General features: G+C 72.2%; 18 protein-coding genes. 6 read left to right on the plus strand and 12 right to left on the minus strand.

Translation table 11 applies throughout. The features are described 5' to 3' along the window. Positions 1–17: 17 nt before the first annotated feature. From ORI94_RS14300 to ORI94_RS14330, 7 genes are all read right to left on the minus strand, one after another. Entirely contained in the window at positions 18–314 is a 297-nt protein-coding gene (locus tag ORI94_RS14300; protein WP_416237823.1) for a hypothetical protein, read from the minus strand. Between the two features lie 224 nt (positions 315–538). Then, entirely contained in the window at positions 539–1117 is a 579-nt protein-coding gene (locus ORI94_RS14305; RefSeq protein ID WP_266075165.1) for a hypothetical protein, read from the minus strand. A 281-nt stretch (positions 1118–1398) separates the two neighbouring features. Then, the gene (locus ORI94_RS14310) at positions 1399–1623 is read right to left on the minus strand and encodes a hypothetical protein (RefSeq protein ID WP_266075166.1); all 225 of its coding nucleotides are present in this window, start codon (positions 1621–1623) and stop codon (positions 1399–1401) included. Positions 1624–1905: 282 nt separating this feature from the next. Beyond that, the gene (locus tag ORI94_RS14315) at positions 1906–2352 is read right to left on the minus strand and encodes a hypothetical protein (RefSeq protein ID WP_266075168.1); all 447 of its coding nucleotides are present in this window, start codon (positions 2350–2352) and stop codon (positions 1906–1908) included. A gap of 177 nt (positions 2353–2529) precedes the next feature. Beyond that, positions 2530–3600: a threonine aldolase family protein gene (locus ORI94_RS14320; protein WP_266075170.1), complete on the minus strand. Its 1071-nt coding sequence runs from the start codon at positions 3598–3600 to the stop codon at positions 2530–2532. Beyond that, the gene (locus tag ORI94_RS14325; RefSeq protein ID WP_266075541.1) at positions 3597–4343 is read right to left on the minus strand and encodes an SDR family NAD(P)-dependent oxidoreductase; all 747 of its coding nucleotides are present in this window, start codon (positions 4341–4343) and stop codon (positions 3597–3599) included. Before ORI94_RS14325 ends, ORI94_RS14320 begins: the two co-directional genes overlap by 4 nt. Before the next feature lie 38 nt (positions 4344–4381). Next, positions 4382–5779, minus strand: a complete 1398-nt coding sequence (locus ORI94_RS14330) for a DUF6421 family protein (protein ID WP_266075172.1) — start codon at positions 5777–5779, stop codon at positions 4382–4384. 252 nt (positions 5780–6031) lie between these two features. Here ORI94_RS14330 and ORI94_RS14335 point away from each other — a divergent pair, with 252 nt between their 5' ends. Beyond that, a complete protein-coding gene (locus ORI94_RS14335; RefSeq protein ID WP_266075174.1) occupies positions 6032–6715 on the plus strand; it encodes a glycerophosphodiester phosphodiesterase in 684 nt (227 codons plus the stop codon). Between the two features lie 94 nt (positions 6716–6809). On the opposite strand, the gene ORI94_RS14340 is transcribed toward ORI94_RS14335, so the two are convergent. Further along, entirely contained in the window at positions 6810–7352 is a 543-nt protein-coding gene (locus ORI94_RS14340) for a GNAT family N-acetyltransferase (RefSeq protein ID WP_266075176.1), read from the minus strand. Positions 7353–7423: 71 nt separating this feature from the next. Here ORI94_RS14340 and ORI94_RS14345 point away from each other — a divergent pair, with 71 nt between their 5' ends. Next, complete coding sequence (locus tag ORI94_RS14345) at positions 7424–7825, plus strand: VOC family protein (RefSeq protein WP_266075178.1); 402 nt, start codon at positions 7424–7426, stop codon at positions 7823–7825. Positions 7826–7863: 38 nt separating this feature from the next. Here ORI94_RS14345 and ORI94_RS14350 read toward each other — a convergent pair whose 3' ends face one another. The 3 genes from ORI94_RS14350 to ORI94_RS14360 are packed head-to-tail and all read right to left on the minus strand — an operon-like array spanning position 7864 to position 9477. Next, positions 7864–8508: a MarR family winged helix-turn-helix transcriptional regulator gene (locus ORI94_RS14350; RefSeq protein ID WP_266075179.1), complete on the minus strand. Its 645-nt coding sequence runs from the start codon at positions 8506–8508 to the stop codon at positions 7864–7866. Then, positions 8505–9269: an FUSC family protein gene (locus tag ORI94_RS14355; RefSeq protein WP_416237824.1), complete on the minus strand. Its 765-nt coding sequence runs from the start codon at positions 9267–9269 to the stop codon at positions 8505–8507. Before ORI94_RS14355 ends, ORI94_RS14350 begins: the two co-directional genes overlap by 4 nt. Continuing rightward, entirely contained in the window at positions 9241–9477 is a 237-nt protein-coding gene (locus ORI94_RS14360; RefSeq protein ID WP_266075180.1) for a hypothetical protein, read from the minus strand. Before ORI94_RS14360 ends, ORI94_RS14355 begins: the two co-directional genes overlap by 29 nt. A 224-nt stretch (positions 9478–9701) precedes the next feature. Here ORI94_RS14360 and ORI94_RS14365 point away from each other — a divergent pair, with 224 nt between their 5' ends. The 4 genes from ORI94_RS14365 to ORI94_RS14380 all read left to right on the plus strand — a co-directional run bounded on the left by ORI94_RS14365 (position 9702) and on the right by ORI94_RS14380 (position 13156). Beyond that, positions 9702–10265 carry a DUF5134 domain-containing protein gene (locus ORI94_RS14365; protein WP_266075181.1) on the plus strand — a complete coding sequence of 188 codons (564 nt, stop codon included), beginning with the start codon at positions 9702–9704 and terminating at the stop codon, positions 10263–10265. Between the two features lie 101 nt (positions 10266–10366). Then, the gene (locus ORI94_RS14370) at positions 10367–11302 is read left to right on the plus strand and encodes a M56 family metallopeptidase (RefSeq protein ID WP_266075183.1); all 936 of its coding nucleotides are present in this window, start codon (positions 10367–10369) and stop codon (positions 11300–11302) included. 150 nt (positions 11303–11452) lie between these two features. Further along, positions 11453–12139, plus strand: coding sequence for a phosphatase PAP2 family protein (locus ORI94_RS14375; RefSeq protein WP_266075185.1), 687 nt, complete (start codon positions 11453–11455; stop codon positions 12137–12139). A 201-nt stretch (positions 12140–12340) separates the two neighbouring features. Further along, positions 12341–13156 carry a TetR/AcrR family transcriptional regulator gene (locus ORI94_RS14380; protein WP_266075187.1) on the plus strand — a complete coding sequence of 272 codons (816 nt, stop codon included), beginning with the start codon at positions 12341–12343 and terminating at the stop codon, positions 13154–13156. On the opposite strand, the gene ORI94_RS14385 is transcribed toward ORI94_RS14380, so the two are convergent. Then, the gene (locus ORI94_RS14385; protein ID WP_266075189.1) at positions 13144–14646 is read right to left on the minus strand and encodes an LVIVD repeat-containing protein; all 1503 of its coding nucleotides are present in this window, start codon (positions 14644–14646) and stop codon (positions 13144–13146) included. The two genes, ORI94_RS14380 and ORI94_RS14385, sit on opposite strands and share 13 nt — an antisense overlap. Positions 14647–14673: the final 27 nt, after the last annotated feature.

Below are 14673 nucleotides of genomic sequence, written 5' to 3' on the forward strand. Positions count from 1 at the left end.
CCGTCGTCGCCGGGGCGTCACGCTCCGGCGAGGTCCGGCAGTGCGGCGGGAGGCGTCCGCCGCAGGTGTGCGCCGTCCACGGCGGCCTGGAGCGCCTTCCGTACGACGGGACGCGGTGCGGCGTACAGGAGCGGCGGCCGCAGGGTCGGGCGTGAAGACGAGCCGCTCGCCGACCAGGCCAAACCGGGCGCCGGTTTGCCACCCCGTGGGTCCTGCCGGTGCCAGGTACCGTCGAACCGTACGGCGACCAGGCCGTGCAGCACTCCGAGGTTCTGGCAGCACAGCGCCCCAGCCTCCCTCGTGAAAAGCCCCAACCGAGCCGGAATCCAGGTGGATACCGGACGCACCCTGGGCGCCGCGCACCCGAGCGCGTCCACCAGGGCCTTGACGCCCGGCGCGGCCCCACACCGCCACCACTGGCACGCGCGCCCGTCCCGACGCGGCCTCGTCGAAGCTGCCGGGAACGCGCTGAAGGCACCACACGGATCGCGGTGCCTTCAGCGCGCTTACGGCAAGCGTGAGGTGTGTCTGACCGGGGTCAGGCGTTGACGAGGAGCCTTCCGCCGAGGCCGCTGCACTGGTTCGCACTGCCCGTGGTGGCGCGGAACCCGGGCGGGACGGGCGAGGTGGGGCACACGTACAGGCCGGCACGGGCGAGCTTGCGGTACCAGGAGCCGATGCCGCCGCAACCGTACTTGTCATGGCCGGTCACGACGTACCCGGGCACGATCGGTGAATCCGCGCAGGTCCAGATGCCGTCTTTGGCGAGCTTGTGGCGCCAGGAACCGATGCCGCCGCAACCGTACTTGTCGTGGGCGCTGATGACGTACCCGGGCACGATCGGCGAGCCCGAGCAGGTCCGGATGCCGTCGCGGGCGGGTTCCTGGTACCAGGAACCCCTGCCGTTGCAGCCGGTGCGGTTGAGCGAGGTGATGACGTACCCGGGGGGAACCGGCTCCCCGCCGCAGGACCACCCGCCTGCCGCGGCCTGCGGGGAAGCGGCTTCGGCGGCGCTTGCCGTGGTGACGGTCGTGCCGGTGAGGACGGCCGCGAGCATCGCGACCGTTCCGACCGTCGCGGCGAACCTGGTCCGGAGGACCGCCGTCGCCGTACGCATTCGCAGGCGTAAGTGACTGTTCACTTCACACCCATTCTGGACAGGCTCGCGTGCCCGGCCTCGGCGGCCGAGGGCACCTGGCAGTGGAACGGGAGGGACTCTACTGGGCTCCGGTGACAGGCAGTGCTGCTGTGGGGAAACCTGCGACCACGGGTGTCCAAAAACAGATACCGAGCTGGTCGGTTCCGGCACAGACCACGAGCAGGCAGGCAGAAGCCCCGCCGCCGGAGTGCGCGGGCGGCCCCCGCGCACCCGGTTGCCCGGAGCCCGGTGGCCCGGAGTCAGGTGCGGGAGACGTCGCGCTCGTGGACGAGGCGCGGGCCGGGCCGGGCGCGACGGAAGGTGTCGCCCACGCGATCATCGTCTTCGTCGCGCAGGTCCTCACGACGGAGGAGTGCGGTGAGGCCGTCGCCGGCGTCCTGCGCCGGATGGAAGCCGTCGGCTTCGGCCAGGCCCTCGATGCGCACCCCGCACCGGCCGGTGCGCGCACGGTGCGCCTCCGCCAACTTGCAATCGCAGGTCGAAGGGCTGGTGTGACAGTCCTCCGGGGTGCTCACGCTGGTCGAGGGCGACAGTCTGCGGAGCAGGTCGTCTGGCCGAGCGGTCGGCTCACCGGTTCCAGCCTGCTGTGGCCGGGTGGCCTTCCACGATCCGGTCTGCTCGGGAGCCAGCCGGCATGGGGCCGGTCCAGGGCCGCCCCAGCCGCCTGGCTGTCCAGTGCGATGACGGCCGCCGGGGACACCGTGGTCACGCCGGCGGCGCACCACTCCGGGCGACAGCGTCCCCGGTCACAGGCGGGTGGTGAACCGGCCGTCGGGCAGTTTGCGCAGCCGGCCGCGGTCGGTCTGACCAGCCTCCCGTGCAGTGGTTCCAGCTTGGCCCGCACGGTGACGTCGTCTCCCAGCATCTCGCAGGCCGCCGGGCCGGGTCCGGCCCGGCGGCCTGCCGCACAGCGGCGAGAACGCGCGGGGGGGGCCCCGGGGCGGGGGGTCCTCCCCCGCCGGTGCGCGGTGCGGGATCAGCATCACCGCCCGGCCGCCCACCTGCCCGGGCGTCGGAGCGACCGAGGCACGCCCGTCAGCGAGCTGTCCGCTCACCCGCTCAAGGACCCGCCCGGCGACGGCGAGTTCGGCCCGCTCGGCCCGCACCTCCGCCAGCTGCTTGATCAGCTGTTCTTCGAGTTCGTCCGGTTCCGCGCGCCGCGCGGTGATCCGTTGCAGCAGCTCGGGGTCCATGCGCCGGATCGTAGAGGGCCGCCCGGCCCCGACGAGCGGGAACCAACGAACCGTCCGGCTCCGTCAGACGATCTGCTCCGCAGACCGCCGCCGACGACCGGCGCGAGTACCCCGAGACCCGGTCACACCAGCCCTTTGGCCTGTGATCTCAAGTTGGCGGAGGCTCCGTGAGAGCGGCTAGCGGGCCATCTCCTCCTTGAGGGCCGCCACGAACGTGTCCACGTCGTCCTCGGTGGTGTCGAAGGCGCACATCCAGCGGACATCGCCCGCGGTCTCGTCCCAGAAGTAGAAGCGGAAGCGCTTCTGCAGGCGCTCGGTCACGGCGTGCGGCAGGCGGGCGAAGACGGCGTTGGCCTGGACCGGGTGGAGGATCTCCACGCCGTGCACGGCGCGCACGCCCTCGGCCAGGCGCTGGGCCATCTCGTTGGCATGCCGGGCGTTGCGCAGCCACAGGTCCCGCGCGAGCAGGGCCTCCAGCTGCACCGAGACGAAGCGCATCTTGGACGCGAGCTGCATGGACAGCTTGCGCAGATGCCTCATGTGGCTGACGGCGTCCTGGTTGAGCACCACGACCGCCTCGCCGAACAGGGCGCCGTTCTTGGTGCCGCCCAGGGAGAGGAGGTCGACGCCGGCCGCGTTGGTGAAGGTGCGCATCGGCACGTCCAGGGTGGCGGCGGCATTGGCCAGCCTCGAGCCGTCGACGTGCACCTTCATGCCGTGGGCGTGCGCGTGCTCACAGAGGGCGCGCATCTCGTCGGGCGTGTACACCGTGCCCAGTTCGGTGGCCTGGGCGATGGACACCACCTGCGGCATCGCGCGGTGCTCGTCCTCCCAGCCGTACGCCTGCCGGTCGATCAGCTCGGGGGTGAGCTTGCCGTCGGGGGTCGGCACGGTGAGCAGCTTGATTCCTCCGACACGCTCCGGCGCCCCGCCCTCGTCGACGTTGATGTGCGCGCTCTCGGCGCAGATCACGGCGCCCCAGCGGTCGGTGACCGCCTGGAGCGCGACGACGTTGGCACCGGTGCCGTTGAAGACCGGGAAGGCCTCGGCGGTGGGGCCGAAATGGCTGCGGATCACCTGCTGGAGGTTCTCCGTGTACGCGTCCTCGCCGTACGCGACCTGGTGCCCGCCGTTGGCCAGGGCCAGGGCGGCGAGCACCTCCGGGTGGACTCCGGCGTAGTTGTCGCTGGCGAAACCGCGGACGTCCGGGTCGTGATGGCGGCGCGCGTCGGTCCGGGGTGGGTTCACGGCTTCTCGGTCAGCCACAGACGGTTTCCGTTCAATTCCGCGGCGGGCTTGTCCCAGACGCCGACGATCGCCTCGGCGAGATCCCTGACGTCCGTGAAGCCCGCGAACTTCGCGTTGGGGCGCTCGGCGCGCATCGCGTCGTGCACCAACGCCTTCACCACCAGGATCACAGCCGCCGATGTCGGCCCCTGCTCGCCCCCCGCCTTGCGGAAGTAGTCGCCCATGGCCAGCGTCCACGCCTCGGCGGCGGCCTTGGCCGCGGCGTAGGCGGCGTTGCCCGCGGTGGGCTTGCTGGCCCCGGCCGCGCTGATCAGGACGTACCGGCCCCGGTCGCTGCGCTGCAGTCCCTCGTGGAAGGCGAGGGAGGTGTGCAGCACGGTGCGGACCAGGAGCAGCTCCAGCAGGTCCCAGTCGTCCACCCTGGTCTTGGTGAAGGTCTCGCTGCCGCGCCAGCCGCCGACGAGATGGACCAGGCCGTCGACGCGGCCGAACTCCTTCTCGGTACGCGCGGCCCACTCGCGGGTGGAATCCAGGTCGAGCAGGTCGACCGTGTCACCGGTGACAGTGGCGCCCCCGTGCGCGTAGCGCGCCGCGTCCACGGCCTCCGCCAGCCGCTCCGGTTCGTTGTCGGAGCCGACGACGACCGCCCCCGCCTCGGCCAGGCGGAGCAGGGCCGCCCGCCCCGCGGGTCCCCCCGCGCCGGCCACAGCGATCACCGCACCGTCGAGCGCCCCGTTCCCCATGGTCATCGCCTCCTGCACAGTGGTGTGAACGAGATCGCTCACGCGGCGATCCGCTCGGCGCCGTCCGCCGTGATACCCCGGGTCGAGGCGATCACGTTCTTCAGTTTCTTGGACAGTGCCTCATAGAACATGCTCAGCGGAAACTCGTCCGGAAGCACGTCATCGACGAGTTTCCGCGGCGGCTGGGTCAGGTCCAGGGCGTCGGGGCCCTTGGCCCACTTGGACCCCGGGTGCGGGGAGAGGTAGCGGGAGACCAGCTCGTACCCGGCGAACCAGTGGACGAGCTTGGGGCGGTCGATACCCTCGCGGTACAGCGTCTCGATCTCGGCGCACAGCTGGTTGGTGACCCGCGGGGCGCGGTCCCAGTCGATGGTGAGCTTGTTGTCGGTCCAGCGGACGACGTCGTGCTTGTGCAGGTAGGCGAAGAGCAGCTGGCCGCCGAGGCCGTCGTAGTTGCGGACCCTCTCGCCGGTGACCGGGAAGCGGAACATGCGGTCGAACAGCACCGCGACCTGTACGTCGCGCGCCTGCGGGACGCCGTCGCCGGCGAGCTCGACGGCCTCCCTGAAGGCGGTGAGGTCACAGCGCAGCTCCTCCAGGCCGTACATCCAGAACGGCTGGCGCTGCTTGATCATGAACGGGTCGAAGGGCAGGTCGCCGTGGCTGTGGGTGCGGTCGTGCACCATGTCCCACAGGACGAACGCCTCTTCGCAGCGCTTCTGGTCGTGCACCAGTGCGGCGACGTCCTCGGGCAGCTCGAGGCCCAGGAGGCCGACGGCGGCGGCGGACACCCGGCGGAAGCGGGCGGCCTCGCGGTCGCAGAAGATGCCGCCCCAGGTGAACCGCTCGGGGGCCTCGCGCACGGCGATGGTCTCGGGGAAGAGCACCGCCGAGTTGGTGTCGTAACCCGCGGTGAAGTCCTCGAACGAGATGCCGCAGAACAGCGGGTTGTCGTAGCGGGTGCGCTCCAGCTCGGCCAGCCAGTCCGGCCACACCATGCGCAGCACGACCGCCTCGAGGTTGCGGTCCGGGTTGCCGTTCTGCGTGTACATCGGGAAGACGACCAGGTGCTGGAGGCCGTCCTCACGGTGCGCGGCGGGGTGGAAGGCCAGCAGCGAGTCCAGGAAGTCGGGCACCTCGAAGCCGCCTTCGGCCCAGCGGGCCAGGTCCTTCGCCAGGGCCTCGTGGTAGGCGCGGTCGTGCGGGAGCAGCGGGGACAGCTCGCCGAGGGCGTCGGTCACCCGGCGCACCTCCGCCTCGGCCTCGGCGCGGGCCGGGGCGCCCTCGGCGTCGAGGTCGATCGACCCGTCCTTCGCCTGCCAGGGCCTGATCCGCTCCACGGCATCCTTGAGCACGGGCCACGCCGGGTGCTCGACCACCCTGGCTGCCGAAGGAACGTGCCCCTCCGTACCCACCTGCGCAAGAATTTCCGTCATATCCCATCCTCCAGCGAAGAAACTGCGTGGAGCGACCGTATACATACGAGGTTTCCCCCAGCAAGGGACACCTCCGTAAATTATCCTGCGCCACCCCGGCTGCCACCGCATTTCTTCCTGCCCGTCACGTGGTTGGGTGACGCTCCTCGGCTTCGGTGTTCAGCATCTGGACGGGGCGGGCACAGGCGATACGGTCCAGGAGGGCCGCAGGGACGCGGTCCCGCGTCTCCGTCGACGGAAGCGAGTCGCATCTTGAACTTCCTCACCATCGGTCACCGCGGAGTCATGGGTGTCGAGCCCGAGAACACCCTCCGGTCCTTCGTCGCCGCCCAGGAGGCAGGCCTCGACGTGATCGAGCTCGATCTGCATCTGAGCAAGGACGGCACGCTCGTCGTCATGCACGACACGGACCTGGACCGCACGACGGACGGCACGGGTCCGGTCGCCGACCGGACCGTCGCCGAACTGCGCGCCCTGGACGCCGGGCGCGGCGAGCACGTCCCCGTCTTCGAGGAGGTGCTGGACACCGTCCACGCGCCGCTGCAGGCCGAGATCAAGGACGTGCAGGCGGCCAGGGCGCTGGCCGAGGTGATGAACCGGCGGGATCTGGCGGGCCGGATCGAGGTGTCCTCGTTCCACGACGACGCGATCGCCGAGGTCGCCCGCCTGGTGCCCGGCGTACGCACCGCGCTCGTCGCGAGCCGTTACGGCACGGACGTCGTGGAACGGGCCGTCGGCGCCGGCGCGTCGACCGTCTGCCTGAACATCCGCCGCCTCACCCTGGAGATCGTCGAACAGGCCCGCGAGGCCGACCTGAGGATCATCGGCTGGGTGGTGAACACGCAGGACCAGCTCAGACTGGTCCGGGCCCTCGGGCTCGACGGCGCGACCACCGACCACCCGGAGATCAAGCGCACCGGCCGCTTCACCGCGTGACGGCCCGGGCGTCCCGCCTCAATCGGGACCGCCCCGTGCCGGTCGGACCGGCACGGGGCGGCAGGGGTGGAGTCCGGGAGGGCTCCTCCGACGGTCAGGGCAGTTCCTTGACCAGCAACTCGAACCGCAGGTCGGCCCGGAGCGGAATGCCGAACCGCTCGTCGCCGTACGGAAAGGGACTCGTCCTGCCCGTACGGCGGTAACCACGCCGTTCGTACCAGGCGATCAGGTCCTCGCGCGCCGTGATCACGGTCATGTGCATCTCGCGCGCGCCCCAGGTGTCCCGCACCTGCCGCTCGGCGTGAGCGATGATCGTCTTGCCGAGCCCGGCGCCCTGGAGCCCGGGGCTGACCGCGAACATCCCGAAGTAGGCGTGCCCACCGCGGTGCTCGAGCTGGCAGCAGGCGACGATCCGGCCCTCGCGTTCCACCGTCAGCAGCCGGCTGCCCGGCGACTTGACGACCTCCCGTACGCCCTCCGCGTCGGTCCGCTGCCCCTGGAGGATGTCGGCCTCGGTGGTCCACCCGGCCCGACTGGAGTCGCCCCGGTACGCCGCCTCGATCAGCGCGACGAGGTCGTCCACGTCCGCGTCGGTGGCGTCACGGAAGACGAGTGCGCTCTCGGTGACGGATTCCATGGGGCACTTCTCCGCTTCGCCGCTCGGGTTTCTCCGGGTACGAGGTTATCCCGGCCGCTACGCTCGACCGCATGGTGCATGTACTGGGCAGCCGGGTCCTCCTCCGCCCCACCGATCCCGAACGCTCCCGCGTCTTCTACGGCGAGCAGCTGGGCCTCGCGGTGTACCGCGAGTTCGCCACCGGCCCGGAGCGCGGCACGGTCTACTTCCTCGGCGGCGGCTTCCTGGAGCTGTCCGGCCGCTCCGACCCCGCCACGGACACGGCGGATCCGGCGACGAGGCTGTGGCTCCAGGTCGCGGACGTGACGGCCGCCCACGGGGAACTGAGGGACAAGGGCGTCGAGATCGTCCGGCCACCGGTGAAGGAGCCGTGGGGCCTGATCGAGATGTGGATCGCCGATCCGGACGGCACACCGATCGTCCTCGTGGAGATCCCGGCCGATCATCCGCTGCGCTACCGGCCGGGGATCTGAGACGGTCTGCGTCACTCCGGAGGCCTCGGCCGGGCTCGTCACGCCCGCGGGGCGCCCAGGCGTCCTTCCAGCCGGCTCAGCAGCGCCCCGAGCAGCGAGGCCAGCTCGTCGAGCGCCGGCCCCTCCAGGCCGGACAGCACGGCACTCTCGTAGGCGAGCTGCGCGGGAACGACCCCGTCGATCGCGTCCCGCCCGGCGTCGGTCAGGCGCACTCGGGCCACTCTGCGGTCACGGGGGTCGCCGCGGCGCTCCACCAGGCCGTGCGCGCCGAGCCGCTTGAGGCGTTTGGTGACGGCGGCGCCCGAGGAGAAGGTCTCGCGCGCCAGTTCACCCGGGGTGAGTTCGCGCCCCGTGCGGCGCAGCGCGCCGAGCAGGTCGAACTCCGGGCGGGTCAGTCCGGCCCGGCCGAACGGGGCGTCCTCGGCCTGCTGGAGCAGGGCGGCGCAGCGGTTGATGCGTCCGATGACCTCCATGGGCCCGGTGTCGAGGCCGGGGTGCACGGCCCGCCACTGCCGGACCACCTCGGCCACGGTGTCCTGGCCGGCCGCCGGTGTGCCTTCGCCGGCGGGGACTCCCGCACCGCCCTCCGGGAGCCCCTCGTCCGCCGGAGGTCCTCCGTCGGCCCGGTGGACCTCTTCGGCGGGGCGCCCCGCGTCGGCCGGGAGTCGTTCGGTAGCCGTCATGGCCGTACATCCTCCGTGTCGTCGCCCGGGTCCTGGCCGGTGCCGGTGCCCGCCTTCGCGGCGCCACCCGAACTCCTGCCCGAGCCTGCGTCCGGGCCCGTACCGGGGTACGTGTCCGTGTCTGTGCCCTGGTTCGCGTCCGTGCCGGAGCCGGCCGCGAGGCCCTGGCGTCGTACCGTCGGCGCGAGCGTACGGTGTCCCGCCTGCTCGGCGAGCACCACGTGTTCCCGCGACAGCGTGCGAAGCCACCATTCACCCGCGGCCGCGTCGGCGGTGGCCCGCAGGTGGGCGCCGGCGACGGCCAGGCCGCGTCGCGCGGTCTCCAGGGCGGCGGGACCGGCCTGCCGGCCGGCCAGGAGCCGGGCCGTGTGTCCACGCCTCAGGCCCACCGGGGTGAGCGCGTTCGCGGCGCGGCGGCCCGCCCACCGGTCGGTGACGGCCAGGGCGGCGCCGAAGCCGACCAGCACGCCGACCAGGGTGCCCACCACACGGTCGGTGACCAGGGGGCCGGTCGCCTGGTAGCCGGGGACCCCGGTGACGAGCGGGGCCGGCGGGGTGACACAGACGCTGCCGAGCCAGTAGGTGCGGCCGATCAGCGCCTCGGCGCCGAAGTCGGGGACAAGACAGCACAGGACGAGGGCGAGCGGTCCGGGGCCGGTGAGGGGGTGACGGCCGCGAAGACCAGCACGCCGACGAGGTTGCCGACGACCCGCTGCACGGTCCGGCTCCAGGTCAGGGTGATGCCGCGAGCGCCTTGGCACGGACGGCGTACGGACGGTTGGGGGCGCAGAGCGCGCACAGGAATCCGGCCATGGTGCAGACCGCGAGGTCGAGCCGGCCGAGGGCGACGAGGATCCGGCCCGGCGGCGCGACCGCTGCCACCACGCTGAAGGCGGGCTTGAACCAGACGCCGGAGGGCGGCCCGACGCGCAGCACGTCGACGAGCGGGAACCGTCGGGGTCCGGACATCGGCCCTGTCTCGGGGCGGGTCCGGAACCGGGGGGCGCACTGCTCATGGCGTACAACACCGCCAATTCTTTTGCCAGTAAAATATATGCGTGCTCTGCGGTGCTCCCCGAATGCTCCTCGCGCACCCCCGTGCGCTCGCGTGCACGCCTTCGAGCGCGGGCATGCCTTGACCGACCGTGGAGGGGTCCTCCCATGCGGCGGGGACGGCCCCAGGGGAGGTTCGCGTGCACGGACCGGCGGTGTCCGGCTGGCTGCTGGTCGCGCTCTGCGCGGCGACCGGCGCCTACTGCCTGCTGCGGATGCGCAGCAGCGTCGAGGAGCAGCGCCGCAGCGCGGGCGGCGAGGCACTGATGGGCTTCGGCATGGCCGCGATGGCCGTACCGGCGGCGGTCCTCACTCCGCCCCCGTGGGCGTGGCCCGCCTACGCGGTGGTGTTCGGCGCGACGGGGCTGCACTCCCTGTGGGCGTCGCACGGGGACACCCGGCATCTGCACCATCCGCTGGGCGCCGCGGCCATGGTCTACATGGCGGTGGCGATGCCCCTCTCCCCCGGGCCGGGGCACGCGCACGGGAGCGCGGGCCTCCCTCTGCTGACCGGCCTGCTGTTGCTCTACTTCACCGCATACGTGCTGGTCACGGGTGTACGGCTGGTGCCGGTGACCGCCGTGGCGGGAAGGCCGCCACCCGGGGCGGTCAGGGCCCCGGGCTGGGGGGACCGGCCGGAGCTGGCACGGGCGTGCCGACTGTCCATGGGCATCGCGACGGTGGTGATGCTGCTGACGATGTGAGACGGGTGGCGGCCCGCCTGCCGCCGGACGGGACCGTTGCCTGCGTCACTTCGCCCCGGTGGGCCGTACCCGGGAGTGGGGTGCGCTCCTAGGCTGAACGCATGATGCTCCCCGCGGCACTGTTGCTGTTCGGCGTCCTGATCGCCGTCGCCGGCCCCCGGTTGCTGGCGCGGGCCCACTGGGCGGACCGCGAGCCGGTGGTGGCGCTGTGGGTGTGGCAGTGCGTGGTCGCGGCGGTGCTGCTGTGCTGCGCCCTGTCGATGACGTTCAGCGCGGCGGCCGCCTCGCACGTGATCGGCCGCCCGGTCTTCGCCACGGCACCGCACGGGGCCGTGGAGGCCTACGCCCTCGGTACGGCCGGGCCCCTGGCGGCGACCACCGCGGTCGTGCTGGCGTGCGGCGGGCTGTGGACCGCGGCGATGCTGGTCCGTGAGGTCGTCCGGGCCCGGGCGCGGCGGCGGGCCCGTCGGGCCGAGCTTCTGGTGCGGGCGCCGCTGCTGCCCGGCGAGGAGCCCGGCGCCGAGCGGCTGGTGGTCCTGGAGGGCGAGCACCCCGACGCGTGGTGGCTGCCCGGCACCCCGCCCCGACTGGTCGTCACCACGGCCGCGCTGCGCCGCCTGACGGGCCGCCGGCTGGACGCCGTCCTCGCACACGAGCGGGGGCACGCGCAGGCCCGGCACGACTGGCTGCTGCACTGCTCCTCCGCGCTCGCCGACGGTTTCCCGCAGGTACCGGTGTTCGCCGCGTTCCGCGACGAGATGCACCGGCTGGTCGAACTCGCCGCCGACGACACCGCTTCCCGCCGCTTCGGCCGGCTGACGACCGCCCTGGCGCTGGTCGAGCTCAACGAGCACCGTGGGGTGTTCGGCCCCTGCCCGTCCCCGGGGGGCCAGGTACCGGCCCGGGTGCACCGGCTGCTGGCTCCCCCGAACCGGCTCCCGGCGTGGCACCGGCTGCGGCTGACCGCCGTGGCGTCGCTGGTACCGGTGATCCCGGTCCTGGTGGCGTTCGTACCGGGACTGCGGGCGCTGGGGTAGGGCCTGCCCGGCGGATCCCGCCGAGGACACGGGGCCGGCGGGGCCCCGGGGGCGCGGGGACGAGAGGGTGAGGAGGGCCGGCCGGGCCCATGAGACCGCCGGCGGGCGGAGAACTGGCTCCGGACCCCGTGGGTCGGCGAGGATCGCTGTATGCCATCCCCCCACATCTCTCCCGTCGACCTCGAGCCACCGCCCCGTCCACCGGAGCACCGCCCGTCCGCCGCCCTCCTCGGCGTTCCGGCCGTGTGCTCGGCCCTTCTGCTGGTCCTGGTCGCCGCAAAGTGGCGCCCGCTGACCGGCCTGGACCGCGACATCGCCTCGGCCGTCCACCGCTGGGCGGTCGACGAACCGGGTCTGACACAGGCGGCACGCGTCCTGACGGACTGGGTCTGGGACCCATGGACCATGCGCCTGCTGTGCGGGGCGGTCGCGCTGCTGCTGTGGTACCGGTACACGGCCCGGTGGACCGCGGTGTGGCTGGTGGTGACGTGCGCCGTGGCGGCCGCGGTGCAGCAGGTCCTGAAGGCGGTGGTGGGCCGGGCCCGCCCCGTGTGGCCTGACCCGGTGGACTCGGCCCACTACGCGGCGTTCCCTTCGGGGCACGCCATGACCGCGGCCGTCACCTTCGGTCTCCTGCTGTGGCTGCTGCACCGGCACGGGGTGGGCCGGACCCTGTGGGTCTGGGCCGTGGCCCTGGCGGCGCTCTCCGTCGGCGGCGTCGGCCTCACCCGCGTCTGGCTCGGCGTCCACTGGCCCACGGACGTGCTCGGCGGCTGGCTCCTCGGCCTCGTGGTCGTGGCGGTGGGGGTACGGATCCACGGGCAACGGCACCCGTGACCGTGAGAGGTGCCCCGGCGTCCTGATGGCCTGGCGGCCCTGTGTCCTGAGCGAAAAGACCCGCGCCGCGCCACCGCCGCTCTCCTCGGGCGATCCCCCGCGCCGCCCGAGGAGGACGGCAGCCCGGCGTGGACCCACGAAGGGCCCGACCGGATGCGCTGAGTATAGTTGGCTGCCAGCCAGTCAACGCAGGAGTCCAGCATGTCCCCGCGCAGCGCCTCGGTCAATGAAGAGTTGCGAAGGCGTTCGAAGGAGCGGCTTCTGCAGGCCGCCGTGGAGCTGGTGAGCGAGCGCGGTTACGACGCGACGACGCTCGGCGACATCGCCGACCGAGCGGGTTCCGCACGGGGTCTGGTGTCGTACTACTTCCCGGGGAAGCGCCAGTTGGTGCAGTCCGCCGTGCACCGCCTGATGCACCGGACACTCGAGGAGGCGCTGGAACAGGAACCGCGCACCGAGGACGGGCGGGAGCGGATGGCGCGGGCCATCGACGCGATCCTGGGCCTGGCCCGGGACCGTCCCGTACTGATGCGCCAGCACATGGCCGGGCTGCTGCAGGCCGAGGGTTTCCTGCCCTGCCCCGAGCAGCGGCGGCTGGCGGAACTGCTGAGCGACACCGTCGCCCGGTACGGCTCGACGCAGGTCGACAGCGACTATCCGATGCTGCGCGCCCTACTGATGGGCGCCGTCTACTCGGCGCTGGTGCCAGGTGTGCCGATGCCCGTCGCGGTGCTGCGGGAGGAGTTGTTCCAGCGGTACCGGCTGGACTGGGAACTGGGTGTCCCGCCGGGCACCGGGGTGCCCGGCGGGACGGGTGCGACGAGTCCGACGGACCGGCCCCAGGAGGGGGAACCGAGCGACGGGCCGAACCCCTCGCACGGAACGCCCGGCCCGGAGGGAGCGGGCGGCACGGACGCACCGAACCGGACGGATGTGTCACGGTTCTTCGCGACCGGGGCGGCGCAGGAGTCCCTGGCGCCCTCCCGTCGCCCCGAGCCGGACGGTCAGTCGAAGTAGTCCGGCTGCGTCTGCACGTTGAGTTCACGCATCTTGACCCAGCGGGCCGGATCCGTGCGCCGGTCGTCGATCTTCAGGACGTCGAAGCCCTTGGCCATGTCGTTCGAGTAGATGTAGCCGTTGTAGTAGTACGCCGACCACGAACCGCCGGTGACGAGCCGGTCGGTGCTCAGCGGCCCCCGCTCGAAGTAGGCGATCTCCTTCGGCTTCGAGGAGTTGGTGAAGTCCCAGACGGAGACCCCGCCCTGGTACCAGGCCTGGACCATGAGGTCCTTGCCCTTGACCGGGATCAGCGAGCCGTTGTGGGCGACGCAGTTCTCGGTGTCGGCCTGGTGACGCGGGATCTTGAAGTAGCTGCGGAAGACGAGCTTGCGCTTGTCACCCTTGCCGACGACGTCGTAGATTCCGTCCGCGCCGCGGTCCGGTCCGACCTCGGCGTTGCAGGTGGCGGCGCCGCCGCCGCCCAGCTCGTCGGTGAACACGATCTTGTCGGCCCGCTGGTTGAACGTCGCCGAGTGCCAGAAGGCGAAGTTGACGTTGTCCTGCACCCGGTCGATCACCCTGGGGCGCTCGGGGTCCTTGATGGAGAGCAGGACGCCGTCGCCCATGCAGGCGCCGGCCGCCAGGTCCCTGGAGGGCAGCACGGTGATGTCGTGGCAGCCCGTGGTCTTGGAGACACCCGGGTTGGTGGGCCCGCCCGGGTTGCCGCCGCCGTCGGGCCCCTCGCCGGGGAACAGCACCGGGAACCCGACCACGGCCGCCCGGTGCGGGGCCTTGCGCGGCACCTTGATGACGGAGATGCCGTCGTGCGGCGGCTGGCAGTCGGGGTAGGCGGCGTTCGGCGAGTACGAGGAGACGTACACGTAGACGTTCCTGCCCTCGGGCACCAGCGAGTGGGTGTGCGAGCCGCAGGCGGTCTCGACGGCGGCGACGTAGCGCGGGTTGCGCTTGTCGCTGATGTCGAAGACCTTCATGCCCTCCCACGAGGACTTCTCGGTCACCGGCTGCGTGGTGCTGTTGCAACTGCTGTCACTGCGCGAGGAGTCGGTGGAGAGGAACAGCAGATCGCCGGAGACGGAGATGTCGTTCTGGGAGCCGGGGCACAGCACCTGGGACACCGTCTTCGGTGACCTCGGGTTGCTGATGTCGTAGATGGTGAAGCCGTCGTAGTTTCCGGCGAAGGCGTACCGGCCCTGGAAGGCCAGGTCCGAATTGGTGCCGGTCAGCGCGTCCTTGGGGACGTGCGCGACATGGCGGATGTTGTCCGAGTGGACGATCTCGTCCTGGGCGGGTATCTCGCCCTCCGCGATGGCCTCGCGTGCTTCTGCCTGTGCGCTCTTCGGCATCTCCTTCGAAGAGGGCGGCGCGTCCCCGGGGTCGGGGGTGGCCGCGGCCGGGGCGGCGGTCAGGAGCGCCGCCAGCAGCCCACCGGCCGCTGCGGCAACTCCCAGCCGTCTGCGCCGGGTTCGGGGAACATTCAACAGGATCACTGTCTTCCTCCCTTGTACCGTTCAGCT

Source organism: Streptomyces sp. NEAU-W12 (assembly GCF_026242095.1).
Classification (GTDB): Bacteria; Actinomycetota; Actinomycetes; order Streptomycetales; family Streptomycetaceae; genus Streptomyces.

What these genes read in the sequence shown, in the direction of transcription:
- ORI94_RS14340 (WP_266075176.1), bottom strand. Translation starts at nt 7,352, where the DNA reads ATGGAATCCGTCACCGAGAGCGCACTCGTCTTCCGTGACGCCACCGAC.
- ORI94_RS14345 (WP_266075178.1), top strand. Translation starts at nt 7,424, where the DNA reads ATGGTGCATGTACTGGGCAGCCGGGTCCTCCTCCGCCCCACCGATCCC.
- ORI94_RS14305 (WP_266075165.1), bottom strand. Translation starts at nt 1,117, where the DNA reads ATGCGTACGGCGACGGCGGTCCTCCGGACCAGGTTCGCCGCGACGGTC.
- ORI94_RS14370 (WP_266075183.1), top strand. Translation starts at nt 10,367, where the DNA reads ATGATGCTCCCCGCGGCACTGTTGCTGTTCGGCGTCCTGATCGCCGTC.
- ORI94_RS14360 (WP_266075180.1), bottom strand. Translation starts at nt 9,477, where the DNA reads ATGTCCGGACCCCGACGGTTCCCGCTCGTCGACGTGCTGCGCGTCGGG.
- ORI94_RS14315 (WP_266075168.1), bottom strand. Translation starts at nt 2,352, where the DNA reads ATGGACCCCGAGCTGCTGCAACGGATCACCGCGCGGCGCGCGGAACCG.
- ORI94_RS14350 (WP_266075179.1), bottom strand. Translation starts at nt 8,508, where the DNA reads ATGACGGCTACCGAACGACTCCCGGCCGACGCGGGGCGCCCCGCCGAA.
- ORI94_RS14380 (WP_266075187.1), top strand. Translation starts at nt 12,341, where the DNA reads ATGTCCCCGCGCAGCGCCTCGGTCAATGAAGAGTTGCGAAGGCGTTCG.
- ORI94_RS14330 (WP_266075172.1), bottom strand. Translation starts at nt 5,779, where the DNA reads ATGACGGAAATTCTTGCGCAGGTGGGTACGGAGGGGCACGTTCCTTCG.
- ORI94_RS14325 (WP_266075541.1), bottom strand. Translation starts at nt 4,343, where the DNA reads ATGGGGAACGGGGCGCTCGACGGTGCGGTGATCGCTGTGGCCGGCGCG.
- ORI94_RS14375 (WP_266075185.1), top strand. Translation starts at nt 11,453, where the DNA reads ATGCCATCCCCCCACATCTCTCCCGTCGACCTCGAGCCACCGCCCCGT.